Source organism: Paracoccus sp. MBLB3053, from assembly GCF_031822435.1.
GTDB lineage: Bacteria > Pseudomonadota > Alphaproteobacteria > Rhodobacterales > Rhodobacteraceae > Paracoccus > Paracoccus aurantius.
In genome coordinates this window covers 176,272-191,672 of sequence record NZ_JAVQLW010000005.1, presented here as the reverse complement: position 1 = coordinate 191,672, position 15,401 = coordinate 176,272, and the positions used below count along the sequence as shown (strand labels likewise).

Here is a 15,401-nt window from a genome sequence, read left to right as displayed (position 1 = left end):
GTGGTGGTTCCACCCGTGCATATCCACAAGCGATTGATTGCCATCGAAACTGTCTCAATGTCGGGCAAAGTACAGCACAATTTGAAAGCAAATCGCCGGTTCTTCTGCAGCATGACCGCAATCAGCGCGTCCTCTTCGGGTCGGAGTTGGCTTTTCTGTGGCGCGGCGGACAAAGCCCCTCTACGACATGATCCGCAATAGCGCCCCCTGCGCCATCCAGAGCCGCCCGGAAAGCAGGCTTTCGCCATTCCCTGTTCCGTGCGAACACATGGCTGCTATGCAAGGCAATTTCGCGAGTTTAATATCCGTCCCGGCTCGCTTATCCGAAGAATGACGACCCCACCCTGCCGGAGTAGCTCATGGCCCGAGAAATCGAGCGCAAATTCCTTGTCGCCACGGACGGCTGGAAAGACATGGTCCTGTACAGTCAGGAACTTCGCGACGGTCTGATCCTTGCGAATGACGGCCGCAAGCTTCGCGTGAGAATCCAGGATGATCGCGCGCTACTTACCGTCAAGGGCGCGCGCGACGGTATCGTCCGAGACGAGTTCGAATATCCTATTCCCATGTCCGATGCGCAGGAAATGCTCGACAAGCTCTGCGGCGACGAGCTGGTCGAAAAAACCCGTCACCACGTTAAAGCGGGTGACATGGTCTGGACGGTCGACGTCTATCGCGGCCTGCTCGCGGGGATCATCATAGCCGAGATCGAACTTCCCGAAGTGGACCACGACTTCCCGATCCCTTCCTGGGTGGGGCGCGAAGTCACTGGTCTTCAGGAATATCGCAAGGTGAACCTGGCCGCGGCCCGTCGCAACGGGGTCTTCACCAGGACGGGCTAGAACAGCTGACGACCGCCGCCCCGCGCGATGCAAATGAATGGAATCTTCAGGGGGGCAATGACGCGGATGGCTATCCCGCCCTTTCCGTCACGGCATCAGCCGCGCTTGCACGGCGATCACCCATGCCTGCGAAACGCCAGATCAGCCCGCCAAGCAGCCCTCCGGCGACGGTGGGCAGCAGCCAGGCAAAGCCAAGCGAGGATAGCGGGATCATGCCATAGGCTTCCTTCAGACTGTCGGGCAGTGCCAGACCAAGCCTGGCCGAGAGCGCGAAGGCGAAATCGACACCCCCCATGAGCATTGCAGCCAGCGTAGCGCCTTTCCAGACTCCATCATTCGAGAACAGGCGCGACAGCAACCCAAGAAGCACGATGCTGATCCCGACCGGATAGAGCAGCTGAAAGATCGGTTCGGCCAGCGCGACAATGTAGTCCACGCCGCCGAAAGCCTGCAGCATGCAGGTTAGCGAAACGGTCAGAACCGCTGTCCGGTAGCTGATCCGCGAGCCGGACCATTTCACGATATATTCCCCAAGGACGGCGGTAATCCCCACCGCGGTCGTAAGGCAGGCCAGCAGGACGGCAACCGCCAGGGCATTTGCGCCAAAGGTCCCGGCCAAGGCCCCGACCAGATGGGTCAGAAGTTCGGATTGCGCCACATCGGCGCCGAACAGGCCGCTGCCTGTCGCGCCCAGATATTCCAGCCCCCCATAGACAAAAAGCAGCCCCATGAAGGTCACGATTCCGGACCCTATCAGGACCGAGCGGTAGCCTGTCCCTTCTGTATAGCCACGTTCGCGAATGGCTTCGATGAAGATGACCCCGAACATGAGTCCGCCGAATACATCCCCCGTCTGGTAACCGGTTATGAGACCCAGGCGGAACGGCGCCAACTCGCCGGTGTCGGCAGGCACTCCCAGAGGCGCGACGATGGACCAGATGACGATGATGCCCAGCAAAGCAAGCAGAAGCGGAGTAAGGAACCGCCCGATCCTGTCGATGACGCGCGAGCGGTCCAGCGCAAAGCTGGTCGAGATGACGAAGAAAAGCGGAATGAACACCCACATCCAGACCCCGCCGTCCAGTGCGGGGGCAAGGGTGCGGAAACCTGTCTCATAGGCGACGCTGGCCGTTCTGGGGACAGCGATCATCCAGGCAAGCACAATCAATGTGACGACCAGAAGGGCCGAACCGAACCAGGGCGCGATCGGCGTGGTCAGGCGCTCGACCGTTCCGCCGCCTAGCCCCAGGGCCACGACCGTCAGGACAGGCAGCAGCATGCCGGTCACGAGCAGGCCCTGCAGCGCCTCAAACCAGCCCGACCCGGCCAGAATTCCGATCTGAGGCGGAAAGATCAGGTTCCCCGCGCCGAAAAAGACCGCGAACATCGCGAAGCCGACGATCAGTGAATCCCGAAAGACCCGTCGCTGGGTCACAGATGAGGTTACCATGTTCCGATCCGCTCTTCCGCGTCAGGTTCAATTTCGAAAGGGATCATCATCCCGCGCAGAGGCGGCATGGCACGACAGGTGCGCAGATCGATCTTTCCCGTGGCTTGCCGCGATATGCAGCGATCCGTCGCGCTGATCCTGCTGCGGGTCGGTCTATATGGGGCAAATCACCAGCCCAGGCCTGCAACAGACAAAATGCGGCGGTCGTGGCGCAGATAGGGCCATCATTCGCAGAATTGAACCCCATTTCGGCAAATCCTGCGATGTGACCCCACGGAAATTCCGCTTACGACCGTTGCGGCGGCGGCCGGTCGGCCCGACGCCTCCCGCTACCAGAACGGCGCCGAGCCCGTCAGACGCAGATCAGGCTTCGGCCCTCGGCGCGCAGCCGCTCGGCTGTCAGCTCGGGCAATGCGCCGCTGCAGACGATCGTCTCGGCATCCCACAGCAAGCCCTGCGAGTAATGCGCCAGCCTTCCGATCTTGGTGTGATCGATGACGATGATCCGGTTGCGCGCGCAATCGTGAATCGCCCGTCGAGCCCGAATCTCGTCCATGTTGAAGTCAAGCAACTGGCCGTTTTCGGCCACGCCACCCAGGCTGTAGATCGCATGATCCGGCTTGATGCGTGAAAAGAACTCGGTGCTTTCCGCGCCGACGAAATCCAGATCGCGCAGCCGGACGACCCCGCCCGCCAGGGACAGGCTGATCCCTGGCGCCGCGCGCAAGGCAAGCACGGCGTGGATATTGTTGGTGAACACGGTCAACCCCTCGTGGCGGGCGAGTGCTCGGGCGCATGCCTCGACTGTCGTACCGGTCCCCATTGCCACGCTTGCTCCGGCGGGGATGAGCTCGGCAACCGCTGCGCCGATCCGGTCCTTTTCGGCGCGGGACACCGCGAGCCGGGGCTGATAGCTCAGGTTTTCGGTCGGCGTGGCAAGGTTCGCGACCCCGTGGCGCCGTCGGACGAGCCCGCCTTCATCTAGGGCGCGGAGATCGGCACGAACCGTCTGCACCGTCACTTTCAGCATGTCCGCCAAGGAGCCGGCCGACAACTCTCCGTAGGACGACAGAAGGTTCACGATCAGATCGCGACGGCGGGAAATCTCTGATTGGCGCATTTTCGTTCGAAAGATGTTTTTCGAACGGTAACTTTTAGCGACCCGTTTCAGCAACAGCTATTATTCGCGAAAATAGGCGTTTCCGTCATTTTGCTGTCACGTCCCAAGGATAATTGCGACCACACCGAAAGTCGAAGTCTTTCGAACGAAACCGCTTCCCAGGAGAACGCGATGTCCCGCCTTGCCCTTGCCCTGCCGCTCGCACTGGTCCTGCCTTTTGCCGCGACCGCCGGAACGCTGAAGCTCTACACCTCGCAGCCCAATGCCGATGCCCAGAAGACGGTCGATGCCTTTCAGGCGGCCAATCCGGACGTGACGGTCGATTGGGTACGTGACGGGACCACCCAGCTGATGGCGCGCCTGGCGGCCGAGATGGAGGCTGGTGCCCCGGCGCCCGACGTGCTGCTGATCGCCGACACGGTCACGCTTGAAGGGTTGGCACAGGAAGGCAAGCTTGCCGCCTATTCCTCGCCCGAGGCACAGGCCTATGACCCCGCGCTCTACAGCAAGGATGGGCATTACTATTCGACCAAGCTGATCACGACGGGTATCGTCTACAACACGGCCGCCGATGACATTCCGACGTCTTGGGCCGACCTGGCAAAGCCTGAATACAAGGGGCTTGTCGCGATGCCCTCACCGCTTTACTCGGGCGCGGCCCTGATCCACCTGGCGGCGCTGACCGACGATGCCGAACTGGGCTGGGCCTATTACGAAGGCCTCGCCGCCAATGAAGCGCGCGCCGATGGCGGCAATGGTGGCGTGTTCAACGCTGTCGCTGCGGGCGAAAAGCCCTATGGCGTTCTGGTCGACTACATGGCGCTGCGGGCCAAGGCCGAGGGTTCCCCCGTCGATTTCGTCTTCCCGGAAGAGGGCGTGACCTGGGTCACCGAGCCGGTCGCCATCATGAAGGATGCGGCGAATCCGGCTGATGCCCAGAAGTTCGTCGACTTCGTGCTGAGCGAGGACGGGCAGAACCTGGTTTCTGAAATGGGCTACATCCCGGCGCGCACCGGCGTCGCAAGCCCCGAGGGATTTCCGGCACGTGACGAACTGAAGTTGATCAGGTTCGATGCGGCCAAGGCGCTTGCCGATACCGATGCCAACAAGTCGAAATTCGCCGAGGTCTTCGGCGTCAAATGATCGTCTCCGGCGACAGAAACCCGATCAGCCGGTCCTCGGACCGGCTGATCCCGCTCTTGCTGGTTCCGGTCGCGCTGATCTCGCTCGGACCCATCCTGCGCCTTCTGGCCGAGGGGTTCGGACTGGGAGATGGCGCGACCCTTGCCCATGCGACCGAGGTGCTTGGCCGGGAAAGCACGCGCATCGCCCTTTGGCATTCGCTGGTCACCGCCGGGGCCGGCACCCTGATCTCGATCCTGATCGGATCAGCCTTCGCCTTCGTCGTCGCCCTGACGGACATCCGGGCAAAATCCGCGCTGGTCTTCTGCCTGATGATCCCGATGATGATCCCGCCCCAGATTACGGCCCTGGCATGGATGCAGGTGACCGGCCCCTCGTCGGTGCTGCTGCGCACGCTCGGCCTCGCGCCACCGCTTGGCAGCCCGCAACCGCTGCATTCGGCAGGCGGGATCGCGCTGCTGCTGGGCATCCAGCATGCTTCGATCATCTTCCTGACCCTGCGCGCCGGCCTGCGCATGATCCCCGCCGATCTGGTCGAGGCGGCCCGCATCTCGGCCGCGCGGGGCTGGCGGGTCTGGGCGCAGATCGTCCTTCCGCTGAGCCTGCCCAGCCTTGCTGCGGGTGCGGCCATGACCTTCGTCACGGCGCTTGGCAATTTCGGCATCCCGGCCATGCTTGGCATTCCGGCCCGCTATTCCACCCTGCCCACGCTGATCTATCAGCGCCTTGCCGCGATGGGCCCATCCGTCCTTTCGGAAGTGGCGATCCTGGCCCTTGTCATCGGATCGGTCGCAATCCTGGGGGTCCTCGCCGCACGCCTGATGCTGCGCCGCCGCGCCTTCGGCCTGGTCGGACTTTCGGGTCAACCCCTTTCGCTTTCCTTGGGCGCGTCCCGGCCATTCGTCGAGACCCTGCTTTGGGGATTCATCGCCCTGATCCTCGTCCTGCCCCTGATGGCTCTGGTCGCGACATCGCTGATCCCGGCCTATGGCGTGCCGCTTTCCTTCGATACCTTGACCGTCAAGGCGTGGCACGAGGTCTTGTTCCGTCAGCCGGTGACGCGGCGGGCCTACCTGAACTCGCTTTTTCTGGCCACGAGCGCGGCGCTGATCCTCATGGTCGTCGCCCTGCCGCTCGCCTGGCTGATAAGCCGGCGGCCCAACTGGGCCACGCGCGCGGTCGATACGCTGGTTGACCTGCCATATGCCTTGCCGGGCGTTGTCCTGGCCATTGCCTGCATTCTCAGCTTCATGCGCATTCCATTTACCCAGATCACGCTTTACGGAACGCTTGCCATCATCCTGCTGGCCTATCTTTCGCGTTTTCTCGTGGTCATGCTGCGCCCCGTGCAGGCCTCGGTCAGCCAGCTCGACCCGGCGATGGAGGAGGCCGCGGCCAGCGCGGGGGCGCGTATCGGCCGGCGTCTGCACACGATCGTCCTGCCGCTGGCCGCGCCGGCGGCCGCCGCAGGCGCTATTCTCGTCTTCCTGACCGCCGTGAACGAGCTCACGGTTTCGGCGCTCCTTTGGGCTGCCGGGACCGAGACACTGGGCGTCGTCATCTTCAACCTCGAGGACAGCGGCGAGACAGTGATGGCCTCGGCCCTTGCCGGCTCGATCGTCGCCCTCGTCATTCTCCTGATGGGCGTCGTTCAGTTCGCGTCCTCCCGACTGCCAAAAGGAACCGTGCCGTGGCAAGGTTGATCTTCGAAGGTGTCTCCAAGCTGTTTGATGGCCACCCTGCCCTGGACGGGATCTCGGCCGAGATCGGCTCGGGTGAATTCGTGGCGCTGCTCGGGCCATCCGGCTGCGGCAAGACGACCCTGCTGCGGCTGACCGCAGGGTTCGAGAAACCCGACCGTGGCACCCTGTCGCTGGGCGATCGGGCCCTTGCCGGACCGGGCCGGTTCGTGCCGCCCGAGGAACGCAATATCGGCATCGTGTTCCAATCCTATGCGCTGTGGCCACATATGACGGTGGCGCGCAATGTTGCCTATCCATTGGAGACGCGCGGGGTTTCCGCCCCCGAACGTCGCCGCCGGGTCGATGAGGCATTGCGGCTGACCGGACTTTCCGCCCTCGCCGAACGGGCACCGGCACAGCTTTCGGGCGGGCAGCGCCAACGGGTTGCGCTGGCCAGATGCCTGGTGGCCGAACCCCGGGCCGTGCTTCTGGACGAGCCGCTCGCCAATCTCGACCTGGCACTGCGCGGCGCCATGCAAGAGGCATTCGCGGCTTTCCACCGCCGCACCGGCGCGACCATGCTCTACGTCACACATGACCAGACCGAGGCGCTGGCGCTGGCGGATCGCGTGGCGGTTATGCAGGACGGCAAGATCCGCCAGTTCGCCCCGCCCGAACAGCTTTACGATCGGCCACAAGACTGTTTCGTCGCCGGATTTGTCGGCGATGGCAGCGTGGTTCCGGTGCGCATTGCGGGGTCGCTGACCCCGTCGGGGATCGCGGTCGAGGCAATGGGTCAGCGGATCGTTGCCCATGGATTGGACAGAAACCCGACCCATATCTGTATCCGCCCCGAGCAGGTCGTCCTGAATGGTGACAGCCCCCTGCGGGCCCGCGTCAGTGCCTGCAGTTATCAGGGCGGTCGCTTCCGTCTGGTGCTGGAAACCGCAGGTGAAAGCCTCGTCATTCATAGCCCGCAGCGCGCCCGGATCGGCGAAGAGCTTGGCGTGACGATCCATCGGCCCTGGGCATTCCGGGATGAAAGCCTGATGCCGAGATTCGCGCATGAGCTGGTCGATGCGTGATCATCCGAGCCCGGGGCAAGCTGCAATGTCGCGCGGACCTGTGCTGGGTGATCCGCCTTGGGTCGAGGTCGCCTCTGGCCTTGGCGAAAAGGGTCCGGCCTGCATTCGCCTTTGGACCGGTCAGAGCCTGTGGATACTGGATGTGGGTTGCGGCCCCGAGGCGACATCACCATTCCGGTCGGAATGGCTGGACGGAGCCCATGCCGTCTTCATCACCCATGATCATGTCGATCATATCGGCGGTGCCGCTTACGCGATCCGGGCAGGCCTGCCGATCCATGCGACTGCGCTGACCGCGAAATGCCTGCCCCCAGGTGCAAATCTGAGGCCGCTTCCTGAACAAGGCACGATCCAGATAGATGGAATCGCGGTGACGACAGGGCGCAACGGGCACGCCCTGGGTGGCATCTGGATGCATTTTGCCCTGGGCGAGGGCGGGCTTTTCTATTCCGGCGATTGGTCCGAGGAATCCGAATGGTTCGCATTCGACCCGCCGCCAGCCGCCCAGACAGCGCTGATCGACGCCTCGTATCATCTTGACAACATTCCCCAGTCCGAACGGAAGGCCCAGCTTGACCAGGCGCTTGGCGCTCTTGATCCGGGCACGCAAGTCCTGTTTCCCGTTCCATCATCTGGCCGCGCAGGGGAACTTGCACTTCACCTGATGTCACGCGGCTCGCTCAGCCTTGATGATTGCTGCCGGCATGCGCTGCGCGAAGCCTTGTCCTCGGGCAGCACGAATGAGCGGGCCGTGGCAATAGCACCCCTGCTCGACCGGAAGTTCGATCCTTCGGCGCGCTACCTGATCTGCGAATCTCCCAACGCGGATTCGGGCATGGCCGGGACGATCGTTCCGAACTGGCGCGACAGCGGCAGGCTGGGGCAGGATGGCATCGTTCTTTTCACCGGCCATATGACGGCCCATGCCCGTGCCATCGCGGCCGAGGGCGGACGTTTCCTGCGCTGGAATGTCCACCCGCCGCTGCGCGATCAGCGGGCGATGCTGGACCGTCTGTCGGCGAAGCGCTTCTCCCCCCTTTTCTGCCCCACGCCCGAGGATTACCTGCTGGAAGGCGAACTCGGGAAAAAGCTGGTCCTCGGTGAAAGGATGTTCCTGTGACCCTCCTGCCCAGATCGCCCTTTTGCCTGATCCGCCACGGCCAGACCGAAGCCAACCGGGACGGGATCATCTCGGGTCGTCTCGAAACGGTCTTGACAGAACAGGGCCGCTCCGACGCCGCACGGCTCGCTACCCTCGACTGGCCCGACGATATCGCAGTTTTCGCTAGCCCGCAGGGACGGGCGCGCGTGACGGCTGAACTGGGCTTTCCCGCGATTCCTCCCCGGATCATCGAGGAATTGCGCGAGCGGGATTGGGGCGTTCATGACGGTCGGCCGCTTGCCGAGCTTCCGCCACGCACCGCCACGCCCGATCAGGGCGAAAGCTGGTCGGCGATGCTCGATCGGGTCGCGATCGCTCTTGGCCATTGCATTCAGATGGCGGGTAAGTCCTTGCCTGTCATCGTGTCTCATTCCGGCGTGATACGCGCGACCCGCGCGCTTATCGGAACCCCGTTCGACGGCCCGTCAGCCCCGAACACGACGCCGATCATCTTTCAGCCAACCGCTCAGGGCTGGGTGGAACGGCCATTCTTCGCCGCAAGGGAACAAGCATGAATTGTGTGATTTTCGATGTGGATGGGACACTTGCCCATTTCGACGCGGAACGGCTCGGACATCTGGTCCACGGTGTCGAAAAGTTCTGGGACGAGTTTCATCGCGAAATGGCAAGCACCCCGGCGATTGAACCGATCGTGCGCCTGCTGCGCCACCTCAAGGCGCAGGGCGAGCAGATCGTGATCTGCTCGGGGCGACCAGAAGGCTGGGAAAACCAGACGGCGGCATGGCTGCGGCAGGAAAACATCCCCTTCGACGCGATTTATCTGCGCCGGGATGACGAAGATGCCCTGCCCGATCCCGCCGTCAAGGCAAGCGCCCTCGAGCGCATCCGCTCGGACGGGTTCCAGCCATGGCTCGTGGTCGATGACCGATCGTCGGTGGTGGCATTCTGGCGCGAAGCGGGTCTGACCTGCCTGCAATGTGCCCCGGGCGAATTCTGAAACGGCAAGTTGCCGGATCTGCCCAAGGCGATTCACTTTGGTCTTGCGAATGCGCAGACCTGCCCGAAGGGAGCGCCCCTTTCGGTGCGGGGCGACGTCTTGCCCCTCGGCTTACCCGGCCCGTCCGCCCTTGAAGACGTGGTGGAGCACGGCAACTGCGCATGAGGCAAGGCGCGACATGGGGCTGTCTGACCGCGAATTGAGAATGACGGGAACGCTCGCGCCCAGGACCAGGCCCGCGCCTTCGGCATGGCTGACGAAGGAAAGCTGCTTGGCAAGCATGTTCCCTGAATCGATGCCCGGCACGACCAGGATGTTCGCCTGCCCGGCGACCCCGCCCTTCAGCCCCTTGGTGCGCGCGGCGCCCAGGTCGACGGCATTGTCCATGGCCAATGGCCCCTCGACCAGACCGCCCGTGATCTGACCGCGGTCGGCCATCTTCGACAGGAGCGCCGCGTCGATCGAGGACTGGATGGCCGGATTGACGGTCTCGACCGCGGAAAGCACCCCGACCCTCGGCTCCATCCCCAGCGACCGGGCAAGATCGATGGCGTTTTGCGTGATGTCGACCTTGGTGGCCAGATCCGGCGCGATATTGATCGCCGCATCGGTGACCATGACAGGTTCGGGCCGACCCGGAACGTCCATGACGAAAACATGGGTGAACCTTCGCCCGACGCGCAGCCCTCCCGCCTTGTCAAGCATCGGCTTCAACAGGTCATCGGTATGCAGATGGCCCTTCATCACTGCGGCGGCCCGCCCTTCATGCACGAGCTTGCAGGCCTGCGCCGCCGCCATCTGATCGCCCGACACATCAATCAGTTCGCATCCGGTCAGATCGGATCCCATCTGCGCCGCCACGTCCCGGGTCGCCTGCTCATTTCCGACCAGCAGCGGGCGGATCAACCCTTCACGCGCGGCCAGCAAGGCGCCGCCCAGCGATTTGGGATCATCGGCGCAGACAACGGCGACGGGCAAAGGCGGCAGCCGGCGCGCGCGCTCCACCAAGGATTCGAAATGCCGGTGACGCTGGACCAGCAGCCCCGGAACCTCGATATCGTCGCGATCGAACTTGCGCTGCGGAGCGGTGACCTGCGCCATGCCCGAAACGATCAGCGCCCCATCGACGGGGCGAGTGACTCGCGTCTCGATACTGACCGTGCCGTCGCCATGCTTCTCGATGACCCGCACCTCGCATAAAAGCTCGTCTCCGGCATGGGCGCGGTCGTGGAAATTCAGCGTCTGGCTGCGATAAAGCGTTCCGGGCCCCGGCAGCAAGGTCCCGAGCACGGCCGAGATCATCGAGGCGATGAACATCCCCGGCGCGACGTTCTCGGCCTTGCCATCTCCGTCCACGTCGATTTCGGGCAGCGAGATCGGGTTGTAATTCCCCGATGCTGCCGCAAAGACATAAAGATCGTCTGGCGTGACCAGCCGGCGCAATTCGGCAGTGTCATTCGGCATGATCTCGGACAGGGTTCGGTTGGTCAGGTGCATGTTGAACCCTCGCTCATGTGCCCGGTCGCGCCCGCCGCCACGAGGGGCGGCGCGTCGGGTTCGTTCAGAACGACATGCAAGGCGCCTGCCGTCTCGTCATTCGCCGCCAGGCCTGCCGTGGGCGCGCTTCCCGCATCAAGCGGGTCCTCGCTCACCTCGCCCGCGACATGGGGCTGATCCAGGACCCCATGGAAGCGCTGCAACAGTTGCGCCGTCTCGGAAGACATTTCGGCGGTCGATCCCAGGACATAGCGCACAACCTTTAACGCCATTGCCCGTTGGTCCCTGCCGGTCAGCAAGTCCGGCAGGGTCGCGATCGCAAGGTCGGTTTCGTAGGTTGCGATCAGCGTCTGTTCATGAATGATCCTGGCGCGATCTTCGGCCCCCAGCGAGCGGAAGGGCTCGTCCCGCGTCAATACCCTTGCCGAGCGCTCCAGTCGATCGCGGCGGACGCCCTTGCGGTTTTCGGCCAGAAGCACGAGCATCCGGATGACCCCTTCGGCAAATCCGCCTCGGCCGATGTTGCCAAGCGCGGCAGCGACCTCGGGCAAAGCTCTCAGCTCATCGGTGTTCTTGAGCGTCCGGCGTGCCTCATGCGTCCTGCCGAAAGCCCGCGCCCATGGTGTTCCCCAGATACCGAAAAAGGTCAGTTCCTGCATCATGTCGCGCGTATCGCGCCAAAGGTCGATCATCTGTTCGACCCCGTCGACCCAAAGGGCCTCGGCCGCGAGAAAGGGATTTTCCGGCGCGGCCTTGTGACGATCACTCCTGACCTTCTCGGCGGCGGCCTCGACCTGCTGCATCAGCGGGTTGCGGGACGAGACGACCGCGCGTTCCATCCTCTTGGGGTGCATGGCACGGGACAGCTCGGCGCTCGTTCCGGAAACGGCGGCCTTGACGAATGGCCGGGCAAGCGCGTCGTAAAGCTGGGCCTGCACCTCCGAACTGCGGGCCACTGCCGCGAAAGGCCTTTCATCGGCCCAACCGTCATCAAGCGCGATGATATCCTCCATCCTGCGTTCGGCGAAGCTGACGGTAAAGACGGTCTTGCCGCCTTTCTCCTCGATATCCTCGATCTGCATTTCATAGAGCCCAGGGGCCAGCGCCTCGATGGTTTGCAGCGTCGAGGCCATTTCGGCATGTTCCCGTCGCGCCACCTTCGAGGACACGAAAATTCCCAGATGGCCCACCTGTTCATGCACCATGTAGACGATGCGCTGGCCGCGAATGCGGATTTCCTGCGCATCCGCATAGGTTTCCGCAATCCAGTTGAGCGCTTGCTGCGGAGGCGTGATATTGTCGCCATGGCTGGCAAAGACGATGATCGGCGCGCGGATCGCCTTGAGATCCACGGGCCTGCCGGGCTCCAGCCGTGCCTCGTTCTTCGCGAGCCGGTTGCCGACGAAAAGCTGCTCGACGATCCAGTGGATCTCTGGCTCGGTCAGCATGAAGAACCCGCCCCACCATTTCTCGAACTCCAGAAAGGTCAGGTCGCCGTTGTCGATGTCGCGAAACAGGTCGGTATATTTGCGAAACAGCGTGCGGCCGGGGTTCAGCGTCTCGAAATTCTGCACGAGATTCGCGCCATCGAAAAGTCCGCCGCCAAGATCGGACAGGAACATGGCAACCCAGGTCCCGCCCAGAACCCCGCCATTATAGCGCATCGGGTCCTGCCCGACCTTGCCCGACCAGGGCGATACCGGCGCGCCATTGATGACCAGCGGCCCAGTCAGATCCGGATTGGCTGCCGCAACCAGCAACGCTGCCCATCCCCCCTGGCAGTTCCCCGTGATGACGGGTTTTTGCGCCGCCGGATGAAGCCGCATCACTTCGCGTACGAATGCCGCCTCGGCGCGGGTGACATAGGCCAGATACTGATCCGGCTCCGGACGGGAACGGAAGGACACGAAATAGACCGGATGACCCGCTTGCAGCGCGACGCCGACCTGGCTGTCGGTCTTGAACCCGCCGATGCCCGGACCATGCCCCGCCCTGGGATCAATGATGATATAGGGCCGGTTTTCGTCATCGATGGTGACGCCCTCAGGGGGCAGGATCTTCAGAAGCGTGTAATTGCACGGATAGGGAAGGTCGCGCCCCTCCATCACGACTTCGTAGTCGTAGACGAGCACCGGTGGGCAACCCGCCGCCTCATGGTCCAGAAAGATGTCTCCGCGCTTGCGCAGCGTGTCGGCCGTCAGAATGGCGCGTTCGGCCGCGTCGCGTCCGTATTCCTGCATGGCGTCAAGCAGCCTGTGTTCCGCATGAAATCTGGTCAGCCCCTCGACAAGGGCCTGGGCCGCGTCGATCAGACGCTGACCGCGCTGCGAATGGGTTTCGACGATCCGCTGGGCATGGCGAGAGGCGGCGGTCGACATCACCTCGGCCGTTTCGCTCTGCGCCGCGATTTCGGACCGCAGCCGCACAAGACCGTCCTGCAGGCTGGCAACGGCATCGCGCTGAAGATAGTCGAGCATGGACGCGTGATCGGTTTCGACGATTTCGAATATATTTGCCATGTCGCGAGACTCCTCAGGCAAGGCTGGATGATCCGTCGTGGAAGCCAAGCGCATCGCCGAGCGAATGCTGCGCATGGTCGGGCATGTCGGCACCCGGCAGCTTGCGGGCGCGATCTGCCGGGCCGATCAACAGGGCCTTCTTTTCGCGCAAAATCAGCATGGCGAATCCCTCGACTCGGTTCTCTCTAGGCTAGTCAGACAACCGTCCCGTGACGGCCCGAAAACAATGCGGGCCGCCAGACAAACAGCCTGAGGATGAAACGGCAGGCAGATCGAGGGACAAATCGAGCAGAGCGGACAACCCGTCATAATCAGCCGCGCCCGTCGCCCGGCTCGAAGACGCGACGCGCTTTCCGGAACCCAGATACCTTGTGCACGGTTGGACTTGTGCGATCAGGCAAACCGTCAGGAGACCAAATGGCAGGCAGAGCAAGGTCAGGTCCAAGCCCCGCCGGACTTCGCGCCGGATCGCCAAGGGACATCCCGCCACCGGGCTGGAAGCAGATCCTGCTCAGGGTCCGGCGCGAAATTGCGAAGGACCATGTCTCGGTGGTATCGGCTGGCGTTGCCTTTTACGGGCTGATTGCCCTTTTTCCGGCAATCGCTGCCCTGATTGGGCTCTCCGGCTTCTTTCTCGACCCGTCCGATCTCGCAGGCGAGCTTGCCCGACTGTCGGCAAGCCTTCCGCCGGACGCCGCGTCGATCATCGAAAATCAGGTTGTCGCGGTCACGGGGGGTAGTGGGACGGGAAGCGGGCTGGTCGCCGTCTCGGGGCTGGCCCTTGCGATCTATGGCGCGATGAAGGGGGTTCTCACTCTCATCGAAGGGCTGAACATTGCCTATGACGAGGAAGAAAAAAGGGGCATATTCCGCCTCTATCTGACCGCTCTGGCGCTTACGCTCGCGATCCTTCTCGGGTTTCTCGCCACGCTCGCCCTGGCCATCGTGCTGCCTTCTATCGTCCACCTCCTGCCGCTCGCCTCGCAGTTCGAATGGGCGGTGCCGGCGATCAGCTGGATCGTGCTTGGGCTTTCCTCGATGCTCGGACTTGCTCTGATCTATCGCTTCGGTCCTTCGCGTGAGCCCGCACGCTGGGGTTGGATCAGTCCGGGTGCGGTTGTGGCCACCCTGGTATGGATCGGCGGAACGGTCGGTTTTTCGGTCTATGTGCAGAATTTCGGAACCTATACCGAATCTTATGGGGCCCTTGGCGGCGTCATCATCCTGCTGACCTGGCTGTGGCTTTCGGCATTCGTCGTTCTTGCCGGGGCCGAGCTGAATGCCGAAACCGAGCTGCAGACCGCACGGGACACCACGACCGGTTCGCCCTTGCCCATGGGCAGCCGTGGCGCGACCAAGGCGGATACGCCTCCCCCGGCTTTCGCAGAGGCAGGCGTACCTGGTGCCATGCCTGACGCGCAATCTTCATCGCAACCGCAACCGGCGAGAGTGTCGCCGTTGCTTCTGCTCACAGGTGTGCTCCTGTGGGAGGTCCTGCGCAAGCGCAAGCGCGACGCTGGCGGCGTCTGAGCGGTGGCCGTCTTTCCCCGGTCGGCCAATCAAGAGGCCGCCCGGGGCATATCACGCCTCGTAGATCGTCCAGACCTTGCGGGTCGGTTCGATCACACGCCAGACGCCGCGGAAACCCGCGCGCATGACCACGCTGACGCCGGGGACAAGTTCGATCGTCTCGCCACCGTCCTCGGTCAGTTCCGAACGCCCCGAGATGATGGTCATCAGCTCCCATGCGTCCTTGACGACATTCCATGCCCCCGGTGCGACTTCCCAGACACCGCAGGTGACCTTGCCGTCTGGCGTTGCCTCCATGTCCCAGGACTGCGAATTCGGCGCCCCCTCGATGACGCGTTCGGGGCGGGGCGAGCCCAGCTCGGGGTCGGTCGCCGGGTGATGGTCGATGCGAATGAGATTGGTCATGGAAATCT

The 15,401-nt window shown here is 63.4% G+C and carries 13 protein-coding genes and 1 pseudogene; 8 read left to right on the top strand and 6 right to left on the bottom strand.

Features of this window, described 5'->3' with window-relative positions:
• The first annotated feature begins 359 nt into the window (after positions 1-359).
• Positions 360-842 carry a CYTH domain-containing protein gene (locus RGQ15_RS21090; protein ID WP_311162847.1) on the top strand — a complete coding sequence of 161 codons (483 nt, stop codon included), beginning with the start codon at positions 360-362 and terminating at the stop codon, positions 840-842.
• Between the two features lie 70 nt (positions 843-912).
• Here the strand turns inward: RGQ15_RS21090 and brnQ are convergent, their stop codons facing one another.
• Together brnQ and RGQ15_RS21080 are read right to left on the bottom strand one after the other, a co-directional pair.
• Entirely contained in the window at positions 913-2,292 is a 1,380-nt protein-coding gene (gene brnQ / locus RGQ15_RS21085) for a branched-chain amino acid transport system II carrier protein (RefSeq protein ID WP_311162846.1), read from the bottom strand.
• Positions 2,293-2,776: 484 nt separating this feature from the next.
• A pseudogene (locus RGQ15_RS21080) lies at positions 2,777-3,412 on the bottom strand (DeoR/GlpR family DNA-binding transcription regulator); the annotation flags it as partial.
• A gap of 171 nt (positions 3,413-3,583) precedes the next feature.
• Between RGQ15_RS21080 and RGQ15_RS21075 the strand changes: the two are divergent.
• From RGQ15_RS21075 to RGQ15_RS21050, 6 genes are all read left to right on the top strand, one after another.
• Complete coding sequence (locus RGQ15_RS21075) at positions 3,584-4,555, top strand: ABC transporter substrate-binding protein (protein ID WP_311162844.1); 972 nt, start codon at positions 3,584-3,586, stop codon at positions 4,553-4,555.
• A complete protein-coding gene (locus RGQ15_RS21070; RefSeq protein WP_311162842.1) occupies positions 4,552-6,258 on the top strand; it encodes an ABC transporter permease in 1,707 nt (568 codons plus the stop codon). Before RGQ15_RS21075 ends, RGQ15_RS21070 begins: the two co-directional genes overlap by 4 nt.
• Positions 6,246-7,322: an ABC transporter ATP-binding protein gene (locus tag RGQ15_RS21065; protein ID WP_311162841.1), complete on the top strand. Its 1,077-nt coding sequence runs from the start codon at positions 6,246-6,248 to the stop codon at positions 7,320-7,322. Before RGQ15_RS21070 ends, RGQ15_RS21065 begins: the two co-directional genes overlap by 13 nt.
• A 103-nt stretch (positions 7,323-7,425) precedes the next feature.
• Positions 7,426-8,442 (top strand): MBL fold metallo-hydrolase, encoded by a 1,017-nt coding sequence (locus RGQ15_RS21060; RefSeq protein ID WP_409201368.1) that lies wholly within the window; start codon positions 7,426-7,428, stop codon positions 8,440-8,442.
• A complete protein-coding gene (locus tag RGQ15_RS21055; protein WP_311162840.1) occupies positions 8,439-8,999 on the top strand; it encodes a histidine phosphatase family protein in 561 nt (186 codons plus the stop codon). Before RGQ15_RS21060 ends, RGQ15_RS21055 begins: the two co-directional genes overlap by 4 nt.
• Complete coding sequence (locus RGQ15_RS21050; protein ID WP_311162839.1) at positions 8,996-9,442, top strand: phosphatase domain-containing protein; 447 nt, start codon at positions 8,996-8,998, stop codon at positions 9,440-9,442. Before RGQ15_RS21055 ends, RGQ15_RS21050 begins: the two co-directional genes overlap by 4 nt.
• 111 nt (positions 9,443-9,553) lie before the next feature.
• Here the strand turns inward: RGQ15_RS21050 and RGQ15_RS21045 are convergent, their stop codons facing one another.
• Genes RGQ15_RS21045 through RGQ15_RS21035 form a run of 3 tightly spaced genes read right to left on the bottom strand, consistent with a single transcriptional unit; the run spans position 9,554 to position 13,618 of the window.
• A complete protein-coding gene (locus RGQ15_RS21045) occupies positions 9,554-10,939 on the bottom strand; it encodes a bifunctional enoyl-CoA hydratase/phosphate acetyltransferase (RefSeq protein WP_311162838.1) in 1,386 nt (461 codons plus the stop codon).
• Positions 10,930-13,458 carry a DUF3141 domain-containing protein gene (locus RGQ15_RS21040; RefSeq protein ID WP_311162837.1) on the bottom strand — a complete coding sequence of 843 codons (2,529 nt, stop codon included), beginning with the start codon at positions 13,456-13,458 and terminating at the stop codon, positions 10,930-10,932. The genes RGQ15_RS21045 and RGQ15_RS21040 overlap by 10 nt, the downstream gene beginning before the upstream one ends.
• Positions 13,459-13,471: 13 nt before the next feature.
• Entirely contained in the window at positions 13,472-13,618 is a 147-nt protein-coding gene (locus RGQ15_RS21035; RefSeq protein ID WP_311162836.1) for a hypothetical protein, read from the bottom strand.
• Between the two features lie 257 nt (positions 13,619-13,875).
• On the opposite strand from RGQ15_RS21035, the gene RGQ15_RS21030 reads away from it, so the two are divergent.
• Positions 13,876-14,988 (top strand): YihY/virulence factor BrkB family protein, encoded by a 1,113-nt coding sequence (locus RGQ15_RS21030; protein ID WP_311162835.1) that lies wholly within the window; start codon positions 13,876-13,878, stop codon positions 14,986-14,988.
• Positions 14,989-15,039: 51 nt separating this feature from the next.
• Here the strand turns inward: RGQ15_RS21030 and RGQ15_RS21025 are convergent, their stop codons facing one another.
• Complete coding sequence (locus RGQ15_RS21025; protein ID WP_311162834.1) at positions 15,040-15,393, bottom strand: cupin domain-containing protein; 354 nt, start codon at positions 15,391-15,393, stop codon at positions 15,040-15,042.
• Positions 15,394-15,401 lie beyond the last annotated feature (8 nt).

Bases quoted from the DNA above. Each gene is read 5' to 3' on its own strand.
- RGQ15_RS21090 (WP_311162847.1), top strand. From the start codon at position 360: ATGGCCCGAGAAATCGAGCGCAAATTCCTTGTCGCCACGGACGGCTGG.
- brnQ (WP_311162846.1), bottom strand. From the start codon at position 2,292: ATGGTAACCTCATCTGTGACCCAGCGACGGGTCTTTCGGGATTCACTG.
- RGQ15_RS21075 (WP_311162844.1), top strand. From the start codon at position 3,584: ATGTCCCGCCTTGCCCTTGCCCTGCCGCTCGCACTGGTCCTGCCTTTT.
- RGQ15_RS21070 (WP_311162842.1), top strand. From the start codon at position 4,552: ATGATCGTCTCCGGCGACAGAAACCCGATCAGCCGGTCCTCGGACCGG.
- RGQ15_RS21050 (WP_311162839.1), top strand. From the start codon at position 8,996: ATGAATTGTGTGATTTTCGATGTGGATGGGACACTTGCCCATTTCGAC.
- RGQ15_RS21045 (WP_311162838.1), bottom strand. From the start codon at position 10,939: ATGCACCTGACCAACCGAACCCTGTCCGAGATCATGCCGAATGACACT.
- RGQ15_RS21040 (WP_311162837.1), bottom strand. From the start codon at position 13,458: ATGGCAAATATATTCGAAATCGTCGAAACCGATCACGCGTCCATGCTC.
- RGQ15_RS21035 (WP_311162836.1), bottom strand. From the start codon at position 13,618: ATGCTGATTTTGCGCGAAAAGAAGGCCCTGTTGATCGGCCCGGCAGAT.
- RGQ15_RS21030 (WP_311162835.1), top strand. From the start codon at position 13,876: ATGGCAGGCAGAGCAAGGTCAGGTCCAAGCCCCGCCGGACTTCGCGCC.
- RGQ15_RS21025 (WP_311162834.1), bottom strand. From the start codon at position 15,393: ATGACCAATCTCATTCGCATCGACCATCACCCGGCGACCGACCCCGAG.